Genomic DNA, 15559 nt, shown 5'->3' with positions numbered 1-15559 from the left:
AGATAAAAGGCGTGGGTAGCAAGTGGGATGAACCGCTTCCCAATATCCACCCTTAATCATCAACGTGCGAAAGACAATAGAGTTGAGATAAACGGGGATCCTGGGATGAACAGTTTGGTTGTGGCGATGGTGGGGGTATTTGTGTGCGTGATGAGCGTTATAGCGCTGCACCACGTCGGATACCTGCGCGGCGCCCGCCGGGTTGCGGACTGTGCCGACACTCAGTCCTTATCCCTGACAACCGATTATCAACACACTGGCTGGAGCCTGACCCCTGTAGTGATGAGTCTGTTTGTACTCGTACTCAGTCTGGGGATCTACAGCCAGACCGGTCGCTTCGGCGACTGGGATAAGGGCCAAATCGACGAGAATATTGATTACCTGGTGGCGGCAGAGATCACCAAGGGACGTCAGGCCGTCGATAAGGCCCCACAAAGCGAGATTGCATTACTGAATCTGGCCCAATCCTATGCCAACGGTGGCATGTACAAGGATGCGGTGGATACCTTCGACCAACTGCTGGCCCTGACCGGGGAAGATGCAGAGTTGCTGGGCATGAAAGCCACATCCATGTATTACCGCGACGAGCGCGTTATCGCGCCGGAAACCGGCATAGTGATTGCCCGGGCTTTGGCTTTGCACCGCGAGGAGCTGCAAACCCGGTTGCTGCTGGCAACCGATGCATACCTCAAGGGACAGTATGCCAAAGCGATTGAACACTGGCAGATTTTGCTTGAGAACAAAACCCAGGGATTCAATCGGGACGCCATCAATAATGCGATCTTGAAAGCGCAGAGCAAACTGAACCCGCAGGGCTGACGAAGACCTGTTGACCGGCAAGCTCAGCCGGTCACCTGAGCGCGTTAACCGACGACACACTGAAGCGACTTGAACAAAATTAAAGGTCGGCCCAGGCCGACAGATGGAGGATGTTTGTGAGTGAGATTCTAGAGAGACGGAGGTTTCTGAAAGGAGTCGGTGCTTGCTCTTTACTGATGGCGCCTCTGGGCTGTACATCTGTAAAAGAGGAAAGTGACGGCGCCTATAAGCCTCATTACGTCATGGTGTTCGATCAGAACAAATGCGTGGGCTGTGGCGACTGTAAAGGCGCCTGTAACAAGGCCAATGACCTGCCGGAAGGTGTGTCTAAAGTGCTTCTGGAGCAGCAGTCAGGTCGTGTGGAAGGCGAGCCTTGCCCACATTGCGGCAAGATGGAATGTGGTTGTGAGCGTAAGTTCGTCCGTGTTTCCTGCCAGCAGTGCAAGAACGCGCCTTGCGTAGCCGTATGTCCTACCGGTGCTGCCCACAAGGATCCTAAGACTGGTGTTGTCACCATGGATGACTCCAAGTGTGCCGGTTGTAAGTACTGTATCGGTGCCTGTCCATACAATGCCCGCTTTATCAATGCCAACACTGACGTGGCTGATAACTGCGACTTCTGTCTGGAAAACAAGTTGTCTAAGGGTGAACTGCCAGCCTGTGTGCAGGCCTGTCGCTACGACGCTCTGGTATTCGGTGATGCCAACGACCCGAACTCTTTCGTCAGCCGTCTGCTGGCAGTGAAGGATTCCGTACGTATCAAGGCCCATATGGGTACCGAGCCAAGCCTGCGTTATATCCCAATCGTTAAGCTGGGGGTCTAAGAGATGGACGGAACTATTGAATTCACCATGGGCCTGTCTGAAGGCTACGCCTGGCCATGGCCGATTGCGGTTTACCTGTTCTTCGCCGGTATCTCCGGCGGTGCTCTGACACTGGCTCTGTGTCTGCGCTTCTTCAAAGGCCAGACTGAGAACACGCCATTTTTGAAAGCGGCGTCTCTGGTGTCTTTGGTGACTATCGCTCTGGGTATGATCTGCCTGGTGTTCGATTTGACCAACCCACTGTTCTTCTGGAAGATGCTGGTGTTCTATAACCTGAACTCAGTGATGAGCATAGGTGTTATTGCACTGTCTGCTTATATTCCACTGGTGGCTCTGGTTGCCCTGTTTGCTCTGGAAGAGGAAGTGCGTGCCATCAAGCAGCTGCAATTCCTGGTACCTGTACTGGATGCACTGCGCAAGTTCCGCAGCCCAGCTGAAAAGCTGACTCTGGTACTGGCGCTGTCAGTGTGTGCATACACAGGCTTCCTGATCTCTGCACTGATCCGCTTCCCACTGATCAACACCTCTGTACTGCCTGCGCTGTTTGTCGCGTCCGGTCTGTCTGCTGGTGGTGCCGCAGCCAAAATGCTGGCTGTGGGTATGTTCAAGGAAGATCTGCACAGTAGCGAGATGAAGCTGCTGCACGGCGCTGAATGGCCAATCATGTTCTTCGAAGCCCTGTTCATCTTTATGATTGCCATCTCTTTGATGACTGGCAACGCAGGTGCTCAGTATGCGTTCAGCGCCTTCGTTGAAGGTACCTGGGCGACGCTGTTCTGGGTAGGTGTGGTTGGTATCGGATTTGGTGGTCCACTGCTGCTGAACTTCGCCACTGGCAAGACCTTCAGCCACTCTGCACAGGCCTTCTACATGTCTGGCGTGTGCGCGCTGAGCGGTATGATGTGTCTGCGTATGTTTGTGCTGTACGCTGGCCAGTACTACGCCATCTAAGTCGGGTATGTTAAGCCCGGCTATCTAAGCAAGACCCGAGTCAGCCCGGGTTAAATCCGGACTGACTCAGATTTAAAGGTAGCAGGCCCGTTTTCATCATCGGTTGGGCCTGCTTACCGACCGAATTCAGGCAAGAGGGGAGGTTGCATGTCATGCCTGTGTAACCTTCCCGCCACCCCTCCGATTTTTCCCTGTTATCGGCTGGGGTGGTGCTTGCCATTTACATTGTCTCTGTGGGTCGGCAGGAAACCCCATTCACCAGTCCGGCCGGCAGAGCACTTGATAACCTACAGACGAAAAGGTCCTTTCAAGCCTATGAAAAAGCTGTTTCCTCTGGCAATGTTCCCGCTGTTGTTTGCCTGTAATGAGGGGGATGCCGCTAACGCAGCCGCAGCTCCTGTGGCCATTGATGACCACGACAGGTGCCATATCTGCGGCATGATGATCACCAAGTATCCCGGCCCTAAAGGCCAGTTGTTCCTGAAGGGCACCGAGTCTGTACCCAAGTTCTGCTCCAGCCGGGACATGTTCAACTTTGCCCTGCAGACTGAGAATCAGCGTCAGATCACTGCCATGTACGTTCACGATGCTGCCTCTACAGACTGGGAGTCGCCATCTGACAGCCACTTTATTGATGCAAAGACGGCTTACTATGTTTATGGCACCAGTAAGAAAGCGGTAATGGGGCCAGCTGTTGCGCCTTTCAGTACTCTTGAGGCGGCCGAGAAGTTTGCCAATGAATATGGCGGCCGGGTGTTGGACTTTCAAGACATCACTCTGGAACTGTTGGCTGACTCCAAATAAGCCTGCATAAATTGACTTCGACAAAGGCCGTGATAGACGGCCTTTGTGCCATTCGCGATGTTGATAAACAGGGGTAATTAAGTAAGTGGTTATTTACATTTTGCCAAATATCAAATTTCGGAAATGTGATTCCCCGGATTGCTTTGAAACCCAGATGGCAGAGGGTAAACTGCTGCAAAATCAAGCTTGTGGTTTCTGCTGGCCCCTTTCACCTTGTTAACCCTGGACAGGTAATATTTTGAAAGTCACCTCTTATCTTGTTCTGGATGAAGCCGAACATCTGCTGACGGACCTCCGTACCCAGGAGCAGGTTGTACTGACCTTTTCCGAAGCTGCTGTTTTAGCGGCTCTGCTTACTCATTATGAGCAGGTACTGGACAAAGACACTTTGCTGGCTGCGGGCTGGCCTGATCGTGTTGTTGCGCCCACCTCTTTGACTCAATGTATTTCAACCCTGCGTAAAAAGCTGTCTCCTTATCCTGAGATTAAGCTGCACACATTGGCGCGTATGGGGTACCAGTTGCAGGTTGAAGAGGAAGAGATTGAAACTCAGGTTCAGCCGGAAGCCATCATCAAACCAAGAAGTCGCAAGCGACTGTATCTGTTGTTTGCCCTGATCTTGCTGACCATAGTCGCTCTGGGTTACGGGTTGATGCAGAGCAAGGGGATTCAGTGGAAACATGAGGATGAGATCCCATTGAATATCGGTGGCGTTCGGGGAGAAGCTGAGCTGTTTTACCCGAAAGGTACCACCAGACCTGCGCCCTGGCGCTGGCAAAAACATATCGCTCCAGAGAGTAATCAGATCCCCAATATGTCTGAATTCAGCGCTTTTGCGCTGGCCGATGATAACGCCTACTCCATGGCAATCTGTCCAACGGGGGACTATCGCAACTGTGATGGCAGCCGGTTGATGAATATTGTGGCTGTGGATGACCAGCCCGCCGGTTTACATATGACTGAGTTTATCCCTCTGATGCAAAAAATGGAGAAGCGGGTTCGTTATAACCGAATCACTATCCCTGAGGGCATGTGCAAAAAATCAGACTTTAATGAGCATAATTATCAGGCCGATGTGTATTTCCCTGTGGCCAACAAGCTGTTGGAGCGCTATGACCTGAATATGTCTCTGGTGTACGACGATGACAACTCAGGTAGCTTCTACTTCTCCTCTTGTCTTACGGATCAGGACTGTTTGACGGCACCTATCAAGTACACTTTCCGGGGGGATTTTGTGCAGCACAAGGCTGAAATTGGCCACTGGAATGTGGATGTGTTCAATATCAAGGTGAAGTGCAAGAACCTGTATAATCCTGAGAAGATCAACACTTCTGCGGCTTACTTCTTCCGCAATATTCGTAAAGACGATATTCAGGACGATGAGCTGACTTTCTATCGCCTGTACCAGAACAACGCCAGTGCTATATGGATTGTGCCCCGTATGGGCAACATAGTGGTGTGGAGCCGCTATAAGAAAGTGGGTTTATAGGCTTTCAGCCTGACGCAGTGACCAGGGGCAGTTGACCTTTGAAGATATAACAAAGGCGGTGATTGTTATCACCGCCTTTGCTGTCTTGGCTATCAGAGGCTGTAGTTAACCGACAGCATCCATTCGCGCCCGGCTCTTGGCAGGCCTTGTGACTGGGAGTAGTTTTCATCCAGTAGATTATTGAACTTCAGCTGCCAGGACAGGCCATCAATCGGGAGTTTCTGAGTCAGCCCCAGATTCACTACCGTGTAGTTATCCAGCTCAATGCGTTTCTCCTGCTTACCCTGATACTGAACGCTGTCGCGGGCATGCTCTGCATCGACAAACAGCATGATATCCAATGGCAGGTCGATACGTACATCAGCCTTATAAGTGTGCTTTGGACGGCCCTGCAGCTGCTCACGCTCGCTGTCGGCGCCCAGATTTTCTGCATCCAGATAGCTGTAGGCTACGCCCATTTCCAACCACTCTGTTACCGGGTAACGGACGCTGGTATCAACACCGCTGAACCGGTATTTATCAAAGTTAAGGTGCTTATCTACCTCTTCCCCATTCACCTCTACCGCCACTTTTTCAATGTAGTTATCGATATCGCTGGTGTAGGCGGTGAGGTTCAGCTCCAACAGATCTATGTACTGCACCAGGCCAACTTCATAGTGCCAGGAGGTTTCAGGCTGTAGATCTGCATTACCAGAGCCCGCTTCATAAAGCTGGCGCAGGTCAGGATAACGAACACGTTTGGCTGCGGATGCAAACACCCGACTGTTGTCGCTGAGCTGCCAGTAGGCGGAAGCCAGTGCTGCTTCATGCAGTTCTGAATCGATATCACTGTAATATAATGCACCGCTCAGCGTCGCACCGTAACCGCGGTCACTCTGATATTGGTATTCGAGAACCAGGTCTTGCTGGTTAATGGTTTCATCCAGATAAACCGGACCGGTTTGGTTGCCGCCGTTACCACCGCCTGAACCGCCGCCAGTGCCACCGCCTGAGCCGCCGCCAGTGCCACCACCGTTACCACTGCCAGAACCACCACCAGTGCCGCCTCCATTACCGCCAGCTTTTGGCTTGGCAAAGCTGATAGTCTCGGATTCCCAACTGTTGCTGCGGGCTCCCAGAGAAGTGGTCAGCATATGATTATCGTTGGACAGTACCCATTGCAGGTTAGCGCCCAGCCCGTCTGTAATAGAGTGCTGCTGGCTATCGAGAGAGTTGAAGTTTTCATCCTCATAGCTGTTCCACATCCGTTCGTCACGGGTGTAGTACACAAAACCACGCAGGGCGTTGTGCTCGTTCAGCTGATGAGCGGCAGTCCCCTGGATACTGTAGTTATCCATATCATCGAGTCGGTCAAACTTGGGATTACCTGCAGTGGTTCTGTCCGGAATGCCCCATTCAGCCTGTCGGTAGTTCAGGTTAAGCCCCAGGCGGGTTTCTTCATTGGCTTGCCAGCCCAGAGAGCCCAGTACTGAGTGGTCGCGTGCATCACTGTTGGTGCGTTGTCCGCGCTGCTGGTGACCTTCAGCCATAAAGTCGCTGCTCAGGGCGAAATCGTCACGTTGGTTGAAGACATAGTTACCAAAGAAATCAATATTACCGCTGGCACCACCGGCAGAAACCGATGCTTTATAGCTGTCGTCGTTACCAAAACCAGCTTGCACAGCTGCGCCTTCCAGGTCTGTACCCTGTTTGGTAATTACGTTAATCACACCACCATTGGCACCACTGCCGTAGAGCAAAGAAGCGCTGCCACCCACAGTGATTTGCACTTCCTGGATCTGTTCTACCGGTACCAGTTGAGGATCAAACTGGCTCTCGTAGGGATCGTTCATGGGTACGCCGTTGAGCAGGAAGGTAACATGGCGGGACTTGTAACCGCGGATGTCGATTTGCGGCACGCCTTTACCACCAAAGCGAACATTGATACCTGGAACTTCTTCAAGCGCGTGGGCAAGGGTGTTGAAGCCTTTACGCTCCAGTTCATCACCACTCAGGGAGACCATGGAGGCTGAAAGCTGTTGTGCTGAGGGTTTGGTGCCGTGAACCACAATCACTTCCTGAACATCCAACATACCGGGTTGGGCTGCCATAACAGGAAAAGTGCTTGCGATTAGGGTACCCAGAAGTGTTTTGCGAAACATATGGTTCTATCTCTGGCTATGTAAATTCGCGTGAGTGTATAGAGATGAAAAGTGGGATATCGTTGTAAATTTGAGCTTTCCCGGATTGATCACAGTCAAACCGCTGTAAAATCCAGAAAACTTATAAAGTAACAACAGGGTGCGGACAAATTGTCCATGGTTTTGGTTGGTTTGTCCCTGGCAGGACAGAGTGACCGAGTGGTTGTGGTTGGCCGGGGAGGATTGGAAAAAACTGTGATGCTGCGCAGAATTGGCCGCAGCAGCACAGTTTGGTAGAGCTTATCTCAGAGACCGGGGAGAGTCACTCAGACTGAGTCTGGCCATCTGCCCCTGATCCTTGAGTTCAATTGCTCTGAGTCGGTATGGCGGCTTAAGTCCACTTTTGCGCACCAGCTCTGCATCCAGCGGTAACTCAAGTACCTGCGCTTTACCAGACACCCAGCCTGCAACCTCAGTTTTCAGGATCTGAAATTCGCGTCCATTACGGCCAATGCCGGTTAGCACAGCTCCCAGCTGGAATCTGCCCTCATCGGCAACTTCGATGGGAAAGCTGACCGTTTCAGGCAGTTTTTTACGCCACTGAGTTTTCCCCATTGCCCCCAGCCTGGCTGAGTTGACGTAGGATTTAAAAGCGGATTTAACACTGCGTGTTACCGGTTTGCCATCAACCTGTGTCTCGACCTGAATATGCAGTTCGCTCAGACCAGACGTTACTTCATCGGATTGCTGAATATTGTTGGCTTGCCAGAAACCTTTTGCAGATGACAGCGCTACTTTGGTTTCTGTGCCATCCCCATGGCGGATAAACGCACTTGGTTTCAGTGCTTTTGAGGTCTTGTTCAGCTTCAGGGAGAAGCTCATCTGAGCACCGGTCGCCAGAGAGGTTGGGGTGGTCAGGCTCAAGGTATAGGGAGAACCTTTCTCTTTGACGTTAACCAGATACTGAGCATTTGGGTTCAGTATTGATTTTACCTTGAGCTTATACTGCCCTGGTGGTGCAGAGCGAGACATCAGCAGGGCGCTGGAGTTGTCTGCCAGGCCTGCGGTGGCCAGTGCCTGGCTGTCTGCCTGACTGCGGATCAATTCCTGAGGCTGCAGCTTACTGCCGGGTAACTCCAACTGAATATCTGCCGGTGCAATACTGTCTGCCCGTACTGGTGCGCCGCTGCTGTTATCAACTCTGGCCGCAAGCCTTATAAGGCTGCCACTTTGGCTGACGTTTAAACCAATGCCCCGGTTGAGTTCTTCACCTGTTACCCGACGCCAATATTCATCACTGACGCTGGTATGCTCAGCTGCCATCACTGCTGCGTGATATTGGCCGCTCAACGGGGTAATAAAGCTGACGGTTTCTCGACGTTGGTTAATTGCTTCGCCTGATGGTGCGGTCAGTTCTGCCGGTTTGCTAATAGGCAGTGGTTTGAGGGCTATAGGACCAGCCGTCAACCTGGCTTCTATGGGATCGAGTGAGATAAGGTTATCGGCCGCCGCAGCAGACAGACTCAGGGTCAGTACCGGCAGCGCCAGAAGTTTAAAGTTTTTCATTGGGCTACTCCTACAGACGGTCACGGATGAAACGGTCGAGATGGAAGCAATCCCGGCGACTTTGCTGGTGGCTTAAAGGTTCGCGGCCGCGGGTTTTTTGTTTGTCGACAAACCACACTGAGCCAGCGGCACTTTGAGAGGAGCAGTTGAGGAAACCATCGGAGCAGCTGTCCAGCCAATTCTGTGTGGTTTCAAGGGCTACCTGATTGGAGTAACCACCGCAATAGCTATCACCATCCCAGAATGCTGAGTCCACATCTGAGCCGACAACGGTTTCAAAATTGACAGCCAGGCTCGGGCGACCTGAGGTGCCGTGCAGCCAGGTGTTATTGTAGTAGCTCATCCAGCTAACCTGCTGCTGTTTCACCGCATCATTGGCATAGCCAAGGATCCAGCCCAGCAGTTGTTCAAAGGCATTGCCATTGACGACCGCATCGGCCAGCGGTGTACCGCCACTGGATGGCGCCAGCGCAATGACATTGTCCGTGGCGTTGATAATATTCGGATATCTGGCATCCCAGGTGGGGTTGGACAGGATCCAGCGCACCACATTGCCGCCGTTGGAGTGGGTCACCAGAGTCAGTGAGTCGATGGATTCATTGGCGATAAATTGTTGCAATTGTCCGGCCAGACAACCGGCAGCGCCGTCAGTCCACATGTATTGTTCAAAATCACAATTGATGACGGTGAACTTACTGGAATTGGGCAGGCCTTGTCTGACTGAGTTTACAAAGTCTGTGGTCCAGTAATCGTTCAGTGCATCCGTCTGGCTGCCTGTGCCATGCACAAAGGCAACGCCGGTTGCAGCGTGGGTCAGGGGAGCGACTGCTAACACTCCCAGAAGCAAGTATTTCTTCATGGTGTGTTCCCTGTTTTTTGTATGGGGTTGTTCCTGACAACGGGCTCTAAGCTAGTGACCAAAATGGCGTGTTACAAGTCCCTGTTAGCTGCTCCAGACTTGATTCACCTGAATTCATGCTTACGTTTGTTTTAAACTAAGTTTGAATTTTTCTATCCTTATGAATAGTAGGTTTTTCTTATCTGATTCTTGTTGCTAATACGTTTGGCTAAAAGTTGCATTAAATTTGTGCGGCAGGGAGATGACTGACAAGTCTGTGCGGGTCTGGTAGCGTGAGGACAGTTTGCACAAGGAGAAGCAAGATGACAGAGGCGCACCACCCACTGAATGACTTTATCGAATACCCTCAGGATGAGATGTTAAAACGGGCACAGGCAAATTATGCCGAGGTGAAGCGCCGCCACTCAATCCGCAAGTTTTCTGATAAGCCGGTCCCAAAAGAGATCATTGAGCAGTGTATTCTGGCTGCCGGTACCGCGCCCAATGGAGCCAACCATCAGCCCTGGCACTTTGTCGCGATTGAAAGCGCCGATATTAAGGCGCAAATCCGTAAAGAAGCCGAAGCTCTGGAACAGGCGTTTTATTCAGGCAGAGCTGGCGAAGAGTGGCTGGATGCGCTTAAGCCTTTGGGCACCAATGCCAACAAGCCTTACCTGGAACATGCTCCCTGGTTGATCGCTATTTTCAGCCAAAAGAGGGGCGGTCAGGAGGAGGACGGTCAGACGACCAACTACTATGTGCATGAGTCCGTAGGCATTGCCACTGGGTTTCTTATTCAGGCACTGCACCATGCCGGCCTGGCGACTCTGACTCATACGCCAAAACCCATGAGTTTTCTCACCGATATTTGTGGGCGTGATAAAGAGACTGAGCGTCCCTTTATGCTGTTGATTGCCGGCTATCCTGCCGATGATGCCACTATCCCTGAGCACGCGATCAACAAAAAGTCCCTCGAGCAGATACTGACACTTCTGTAAAAAAGCGGCACGCTCCTGCTGCTGGAGAGTGCCGCACATTCAATAGCCTGCTGCAAAATTCCATAAAGGCAAGGGGTACGTCAGACCGGTCCACACTGTGTCTGGGCAGGTGAAGTCAGCCTTCCTCCACGAATGTAAATGATGAACAGATAATCAGACCCGCACAGTGGGGAAAATAGTTCAAAAAAGTTTGATGCTGGCGCCATTTTCTTTGCTGAGAGACAATATCCCTGTGTTTATCAAAGTAAAACAATTATGACCTCCTCGATATTTCCTGACTGGCTTACCTCTCAGCGGCTTAAAGATCATGTCTCTCATCCCAATATTGAGGTGGGAGACTACAGCTATTACTCAGGTTTCTACCATGAGAACTCCTTTGAAGAGCAGTGTGTCCGCTATCTACTGGGCGACAGGGTGACAGCTGATGTTTGGGAGGCCGGGATTTATGGCGAAGTGGATAAGCTGATCATAGGTAAGTTCTGCTCCATCGCATCCGGCGCTACCTTTATGCTGGCTGGTAATCAGGGCCACAGATTGGATTGGATCTCTACCTTTCCTTTCAACCCGACTGAGTTTGGTGACAAGGTGAGGTCAGGCTTCCAGCGCGCAGGCGATACCGTTATTGGCAATGATGTCTGGATTGGTTCAGAGGCGATGATTATGCCGGGAGTGACTATAGGCGACGGCGCAGTTATTGGCTCACGGGCTGTGATCAGCAAAGATGTGGACCCCTATTCCATCGTTGTCGCCAATAACAGAGTATTGAGAAAGCGTTTTACAGATGAACAGATTGCGGCTCTGTTGGCACTGCGCTGGTGGGATTGGTCTCAGGAGAAACTGGCCAGCCATATGGATATTCTGTGTAGTGGGGATATCGACGCTTTGTGCCGGGTAGCAGAATAATCGACAGTGTCCGCTGAGAAAAGCCATTGACCGGGTGGCGTCCATGGGCACAAACAATCTCTGCCGTTGTTTTACCTGATCGAATCGCACAAGCTTACGCTGTGGAAAAGAGGTCGGTAAAAGTGACTTTGACGGGCTTTGGACGCGCTGCAGGATGCCAAATCTGAGGATTGGGTATAGGCTTTAGATAGTACAGAGGTTTGAGGTATACATGTCCAGCTTGGATACCGGCAGCCAAGGGCTGCGAATTGCCACCATTAACTTGCTGAATTTCATCGAGCCGCCATTGGCTTGCTATGAGTCAGACAACATCTATTCCCATGCTCAGTGGCAGGCGAAATGTGCCTGGTTGGCCTGTTATATCAAGCGTCTCAAGCCCGATGTTATTGCGTTTCAGGAGGTGTTCAGCCCCAGTGCGCTGACTTTGCTGCTTGAGCCTCTGGGTTTTAAATGGGTGAAAGTGGTCGAGGAGCCCGGACTACTGCAGGATTACATCTATAACCGTCCGGTGAATGCTATCGCCAGCCGTTTTCCCGTGATTGATTGTGCCCCGGTTGTTGCCTCTGGCGACGTGAGCCGGGCTTTGGGTATTGATGCGGGTTTTCAGTTCAGTCGCAGCCCTGTGTGGTGCCGAATCGATATGCCCTTGATGGGACCCTGTGACTTCTACTGTGTGCATCTGAAATCGAAACGTCCGTCTCTGGACACAGACCTATTGGAGTCTGAACTTGATGATGCCACTTTGCATACTCTCTCCAGACAACTGGGACGCGCTTCCTCAGCCTTGATGAGGGGAGCCGAGGCTGCGGTACTTATGCATGAGATTGTTGCCCGTCGCAGCCGCGATGGCTTTCCTGTGGCGTTGCTTGGTGATTTTAATGACCTGTTAAGCGCGGCGGTGCTCGACGTGTTGCATGTGGATGATGATATCGATGCCTGGCTGACTCAGGCGGCCGATCGGCGAGATCCCGGCTTGGACAGGTTTGGCCTGCGGGACAGTTTTAATTTGCACCGACTTCATGCCGGAGAGATAGAGCGAACTCCCACACATTACTGGGGTGGACGGGGCAGTGTGCTCGACTATATTTTGTTGTCCTCCGAGTTTGACCCCAGGAGCGCTTCCAGCACCATGGATGTGACTGAGTTTCGGGTTTGTGATCGTCATATGTTCGGACCGGAAAGCGTGATGGAAAAAGAGTCCAGTGACCATGCGCCGGTTCAGGTCACACTGATCCCCAGAGATTAATCATTGCTGGACCCAAATGAAGAAGCCCGCGACTGCGGGCTTTTTTCTGTAAACCGGCAGGATTACTCCTGAGGCTTCTTCTGCTCGCTGTTTTGAGCTGAGCGGCGTGGGCGGCGCTGGCCTTGTTTGGCGGCGTCATGTTGACGGCGTGGCTGCCTGGCTTGAGGGTTCTTATCAGCCTGTTGCTTTTGCTGATTGCCCGGCTTGCCCTGAGTACGGCGGTTACCTGAGCTTTCCCCCCCATTACCCTGGTTGGCCTTGTTGCTATCGCGCTTGTGCTTGCGTTCACCAGACTTCTGGCTGTTTTCAGTACGCTTTGGTTGATGGCCTTGATTCGCCCCAGTGCCTTGTGGTGATTTGCCATGGGGCTTTTTATGGCTCTTTGGCCGGGCCTGCTCATTGCCCTGACGAGGCTTTTGCGATTTGGGCTTGGAGGACTTGTTTTCGCCCTGCAATTGACTCAGTACTCTGTCATCTGCCTTTTTATCCTGGGCACGACGATTACGGTTAGCGGGTTTACCCCCATTGGCCTGTCTGTTGCCCTGGTTGGATTTCGTATTTTGCGTCAATTGAGTTTGTGGCAAAGCCTGAGCCGGGGCGAAACCATCCACCTCTTTACGGTCGATATGGCGACCAATCAGTTTCTCGATATCTCTGAGTTGCTTCACTTCCTCGCCGCATACCAGTGACACAGCCTGGCCTGAAGCTCCGGCTCGACCGGTACGACCAATGCGGTGTACATAATCTTCCGGGACATTGGGAAGGTCGAAGTTCACAACTTGTGGCAGCTGGTCAATATCCAGTCCGCGGGCGGCGATGTCAGTGGCGACCATCACTTTAACGGTACCGGACTTAAAGTTGGCCAGGGCGGCGGTACGGGCGTTCTGACTCTTGTTGCCGTGAATGGCAACAGAGGAAATATCTTTGCTGTCCAGATATTTGGCCAGACGGTTAGCACCATGCTTGGTGCGGGAAAACACCAGCACCTGACGCCAGTCGTTGGACTTAATCAGTTCTGTCAGCAGGGCGGGTTTCTGACTCTTCTCTACCGGGTAGATCCACTGCTCAACGGTTTGTGCTGTGGTGTTCCTCGGGGTGACTGAGATCTCAACCGGATCCTGAATCAGCCCCTTGGCCAGCGCACGGATCTCTTCACTGAAGGTGGCTGAGAACATCAGGTTCTGGCGCTTGGCCGGCAGTACCTTAAGAATACGGCGAATATCGTGGATAAAGCCCATGTCCAGCATTCGGTCGGCTTCATCCAGTACCAGCACTTCCAGCGAGTCGAAGGCGACAGCTTTCTGGGCGTGCAGGTCCAGCAGGCGTCCCGGTGTCGCTACCAGAATATCGACACCACGTTTCAGTGCTGTGATCTGTGGGTTGATGGAAACACCACCAAACACCACAGTGTTACGCAGCTTCAGGTACTTGCGATAGGCGGTGACATTGTCATCGATCTGAGCCGCCAGCTCCCGGGTTGGCGTGATAATCAGCGCACGGATCTGACCTGCAGCCGGACGTTTGCCACCACTGAGTTTTTCCAGCAATGGCAGAGTGAAACCTGCGGTTTTACCTGTACCCGTTTGGGCTGCAGCCATCACATCGCGGCCGGTAAGGACGGCGGGAATAGCCTGCGCCTGGATGGGAGACGGGGTTTCATAGCCCTGTTCGGCTACAGCTTTCAGGATTGGAGCCGACAGCCCCAGAGAAGAAAAACTCATGGTGTTCCAATATCGTCGTTGGCGGCGGCCCTGACAGGTTGCTGAATCAACAGCAAAGGGTGCCTGAGGGGGCGCAGCTTACCTTATCCTCGGCGTTTTGGCTAATCAATATCCGTTAACCCGGGGCAGTAACATGGTCGCGGCAGATAATCAGGGTTACACTGAATTCGGGTAAAGAGGGATCGCAGATGACAGGACTTGAATATATTCATAAGCTTGCTTTGAGCGCCAGGGATGATGCCATGCATGTGATCAACAACATTGCATTAATGTCGTCACTCCCTGCTGCGGCTGTTCGGCAGGCGCAGGATAACCTGATCTCCCGGGGACGTATCGCCCTGCATTTCCATCCTGACCGCCTTGTTCGGGGCAATATCACTGTCATTGATAGCCTGCTGCGTGATGGTTTCTACCGCAATCAATTTGAAACCCATATCTCCAATGGCCTGTTGTCGCCGGAAATCGGCGGTCAGAGGGACCACTGGGAGATGGCCTATTTCCATCAGCCCAGCCTTGCCCTTAAGCAGAGGCCAAAATACGGAGCGCTGGATTTGGGCTTTCATGCCAATGGTCCTGCTCCCAGATTTGGTGCGGCTTACCTGCTCAGTAAGTCTGAACTGCTTGAACGCTGCAGCTTTTGTTATTTGGATTCCTACCGTCAACCCACAGAAAGAGCGACATCCAGCTGCTTTGAGCCGGTATTTGCCGCGCTGATGAGCGAGTGCTTCGAGCGGGACTATGGTCTCGGGTGTGAGGATTTCAGGCCTCCAGCTCTGGTTAACTGGTTATGTAATGAACTTAAGCCCCTGGCGGAGCCACAGAGCAAGCCGGTTTCCGCGAATCTGGACCACTATATTGAGGCACAGGTACACGGTGAGGTGTCACTGCTTAAGGATATCGACCTGCTGGTATTGGATGCCAGCTATCGGGGCTCAGAGACCGGCGCAGCAGCCAGCTTACTTTGTGAAAAGTATCATTTGAGCCTTTGTTGGTCTCCATCTCTGACACTTGATGTTGAAGAGGTTCCCGCTGATTATCGAGGCAAGAGTATGCCGCAATTGGCCCGCCGCGTAGCACCCGACGGAGTACTGAATGTCAGGTTAATTGGAGAGGCCGCCAGGTCAGTTGCCTGTGGTGATCCTGAGTGGACTCAACTGGGCTCACCCGGTGAGCTGACTCAACAATTGAAATTACTGTGGCATGTGCTGCTGAGATTTGGCCAAAAAAATCAGCCGGTGCAGGGCACCGACTGATAATTTCTTCATGTCTGGCTAGGATTG

General features: G+C 52.3%; 13 protein-coding genes. 9 read left to right on the top strand and 4 right to left on the bottom strand.

The annotated features are described in order from the left end of the window. Positions 1-105: 105 nt before the first annotated feature. The 5 genes from L2725_RS09000 (at position 106) to L2725_RS08980 (ending at position 4887) form a co-directional block, all read left to right on the top strand. Entirely contained in the window at positions 106-819 is a 714-nt protein-coding gene (locus tag L2725_RS09000) for a tetratricopeptide repeat protein (RefSeq protein WP_249248630.1), read from the top strand. Positions 820-935: 116 nt separating this feature from the next. After that, positions 936-1643 (top strand): 4Fe-4S dicluster domain-containing protein, encoded by a 708-nt coding sequence (locus L2725_RS08995; protein ID WP_115136337.1) that lies wholly within the window; start codon positions 936-938, stop codon positions 1641-1643. A 3-nt stretch (positions 1644-1646) separates the two neighbouring features. After that, positions 1647-2594 carry an NrfD/PsrC family molybdoenzyme membrane anchor subunit gene (gene nrfD, locus L2725_RS08990; protein ID WP_115136296.1) on the top strand — a complete coding sequence of 316 codons (948 nt, stop codon included), beginning with the start codon at positions 1647-1649 and terminating at the stop codon, positions 2592-2594. Between the two features lie 315 nt (positions 2595-2909). Further along, positions 2910-3398, top strand: coding sequence for a nitrous oxide reductase accessory protein NosL (locus tag L2725_RS08985; protein ID WP_249248629.1), 489 nt, complete (start codon positions 2910-2912; stop codon positions 3396-3398). Positions 3399-3636: 238 nt separating this feature from the next. Beyond that, positions 3637-4887, top strand: a complete 1251-nt coding sequence (locus L2725_RS08980; protein ID WP_249248628.1) for a winged helix-turn-helix domain-containing protein — start codon at positions 3637-3639, stop codon at positions 4885-4887. 92 nt (positions 4888-4979) lie between these two features. Here L2725_RS08980 and L2725_RS08975 read toward each other — a convergent pair whose 3' ends face one another. The 3 genes from L2725_RS08975 to L2725_RS08965 all read right to left on the bottom strand — a co-directional run bounded on the left by L2725_RS08975 (position 4980) and on the right by L2725_RS08965 (position 9432). Continuing rightward, positions 4980-6977, bottom strand: a complete 1998-nt coding sequence (locus L2725_RS08975; RefSeq protein ID WP_249248627.1) for a TonB-dependent receptor — start codon at positions 6975-6977, stop codon at positions 4980-4982. A gap of 330 nt (positions 6978-7307) precedes the next feature. After that, positions 7308-8573 (bottom strand): DUF4785 domain-containing protein, encoded by a 1266-nt coding sequence (locus L2725_RS08970; protein WP_249248626.1) that lies wholly within the window; start codon positions 8571-8573, stop codon positions 7308-7310. Between the two features lie 10 nt (positions 8574-8583). After that, a complete protein-coding gene (locus L2725_RS08965) occupies positions 8584-9432 on the bottom strand; it encodes a lipase family protein (RefSeq protein WP_249248624.1) in 849 nt (282 codons plus the stop codon). A gap of 302 nt (positions 9433-9734) precedes the next feature. On the opposite strand from L2725_RS08965, the gene L2725_RS08960 reads away from it, so the two are divergent. The 3 genes from L2725_RS08960 (at position 9735) to L2725_RS08950 (ending at position 12558) form a co-directional block, all read left to right on the top strand. Next, the gene (locus L2725_RS08960; RefSeq protein WP_249248623.1) at positions 9735-10409 is read left to right on the top strand and encodes a nitroreductase family protein; all 675 of its coding nucleotides are present in this window, start codon (positions 9735-9737) and stop codon (positions 10407-10409) included. A gap of 255 nt (positions 10410-10664) precedes the next feature. After that, positions 10665-11312, top strand: a complete 648-nt coding sequence (locus L2725_RS08955) for a CatB-related O-acetyltransferase (RefSeq protein ID WP_249248622.1) — start codon at positions 10665-10667, stop codon at positions 11310-11312. A 211-nt stretch (positions 11313-11523) separates the two neighbouring features. After that, on the top strand, positions 11524-12558 hold the full coding sequence (locus L2725_RS08950) for an endonuclease/exonuclease/phosphatase family protein (protein WP_249248621.1): 1035 nt from the start codon (positions 11524-11526) through the stop codon (positions 12556-12558). 62 nt (positions 12559-12620) lie between these two features. Here L2725_RS08950 and L2725_RS08945 read toward each other — a convergent pair whose 3' ends face one another. After that, a complete protein-coding gene (locus L2725_RS08945; RefSeq protein WP_249248620.1) occupies positions 12621-14279 on the bottom strand; it encodes a DEAD/DEAH box helicase in 1659 nt (552 codons plus the stop codon). A gap of 188 nt (positions 14280-14467) precedes the next feature. On the opposite strand from L2725_RS08945, the gene L2725_RS08940 reads away from it, so the two are divergent. Then, positions 14468-15532: a DUF3626 domain-containing protein gene (locus L2725_RS08940; protein WP_249248619.1), complete on the top strand. Its 1065-nt coding sequence runs from the start codon at positions 14468-14470 to the stop codon at positions 15530-15532. Positions 15533-15559: the final 27 nt, after the last annotated feature.

This window comes from Shewanella corallii (assembly GCF_023349125.1).
Classification (GTDB): domain Bacteria; phylum Pseudomonadota; class Gammaproteobacteria; order Enterobacterales; family Shewanellaceae; genus Shewanella; species Shewanella corallii.
Note: the sequence above shows the minus strand (reverse complement) of the source record. Positions and strands in the feature narration are given on the sequence as shown.

Bases quoted from the DNA above. Each gene is read 5' to 3' on its own strand.
- L2725_RS09000 (WP_249248630.1), top strand. From the start codon at position 106: ATGAACAGTTTGGTTGTGGCGATGGTGGGGGTATTTGTGTGCGTGATG.
- nrfD (WP_115136296.1), top strand. From the start codon at position 1,647: ATGGACGGAACTATTGAATTCACCATGGGCCTGTCTGAAGGCTACGCC.
- L2725_RS08985 (WP_249248629.1), top strand. From the start codon at position 2,910: ATGAAAAAGCTGTTTCCTCTGGCAATGTTCCCGCTGTTGTTTGCCTGT.
- L2725_RS08975 (WP_249248627.1), bottom strand. From the start codon at position 6,977: ATGGCAGCCCAACCCGGTATGTTGGATGTTCAGGAAGTGATTGTGGTT.
- L2725_RS08970 (WP_249248626.1), bottom strand. From the start codon at position 8,573: ATGAAAAACTTTAAACTTCTGGCGCTGCCGGTACTGACCCTGAGTCTG.
- L2725_RS08965 (WP_249248624.1), bottom strand. From the start codon at position 9,432: ATGAAGAAATACTTGCTTCTGGGAGTGTTAGCAGTCGCTCCCCTGACC.
- L2725_RS08960 (WP_249248623.1), top strand. From the start codon at position 9,735: ATGACAGAGGCGCACCACCCACTGAATGACTTTATCGAATACCCTCAG.
- L2725_RS08955 (WP_249248622.1), top strand. From the start codon at position 10,665: ATGACCTCCTCGATATTTCCTGACTGGCTTACCTCTCAGCGGCTTAAA.
- L2725_RS08950 (WP_249248621.1), top strand. From the start codon at position 11,524: ATGTCCAGCTTGGATACCGGCAGCCAAGGGCTGCGAATTGCCACCATT.
- L2725_RS08945 (WP_249248620.1), bottom strand. From the start codon at position 14,279: ATGAGTTTTTCTTCTCTGGGGCTGTCGGCTCCAATCCTGAAAGCTGTA.
- L2725_RS08940 (WP_249248619.1), top strand. From the start codon at position 14,468: ATGACAGGACTTGAATATATTCATAAGCTTGCTTTGAGCGCCAGGGAT.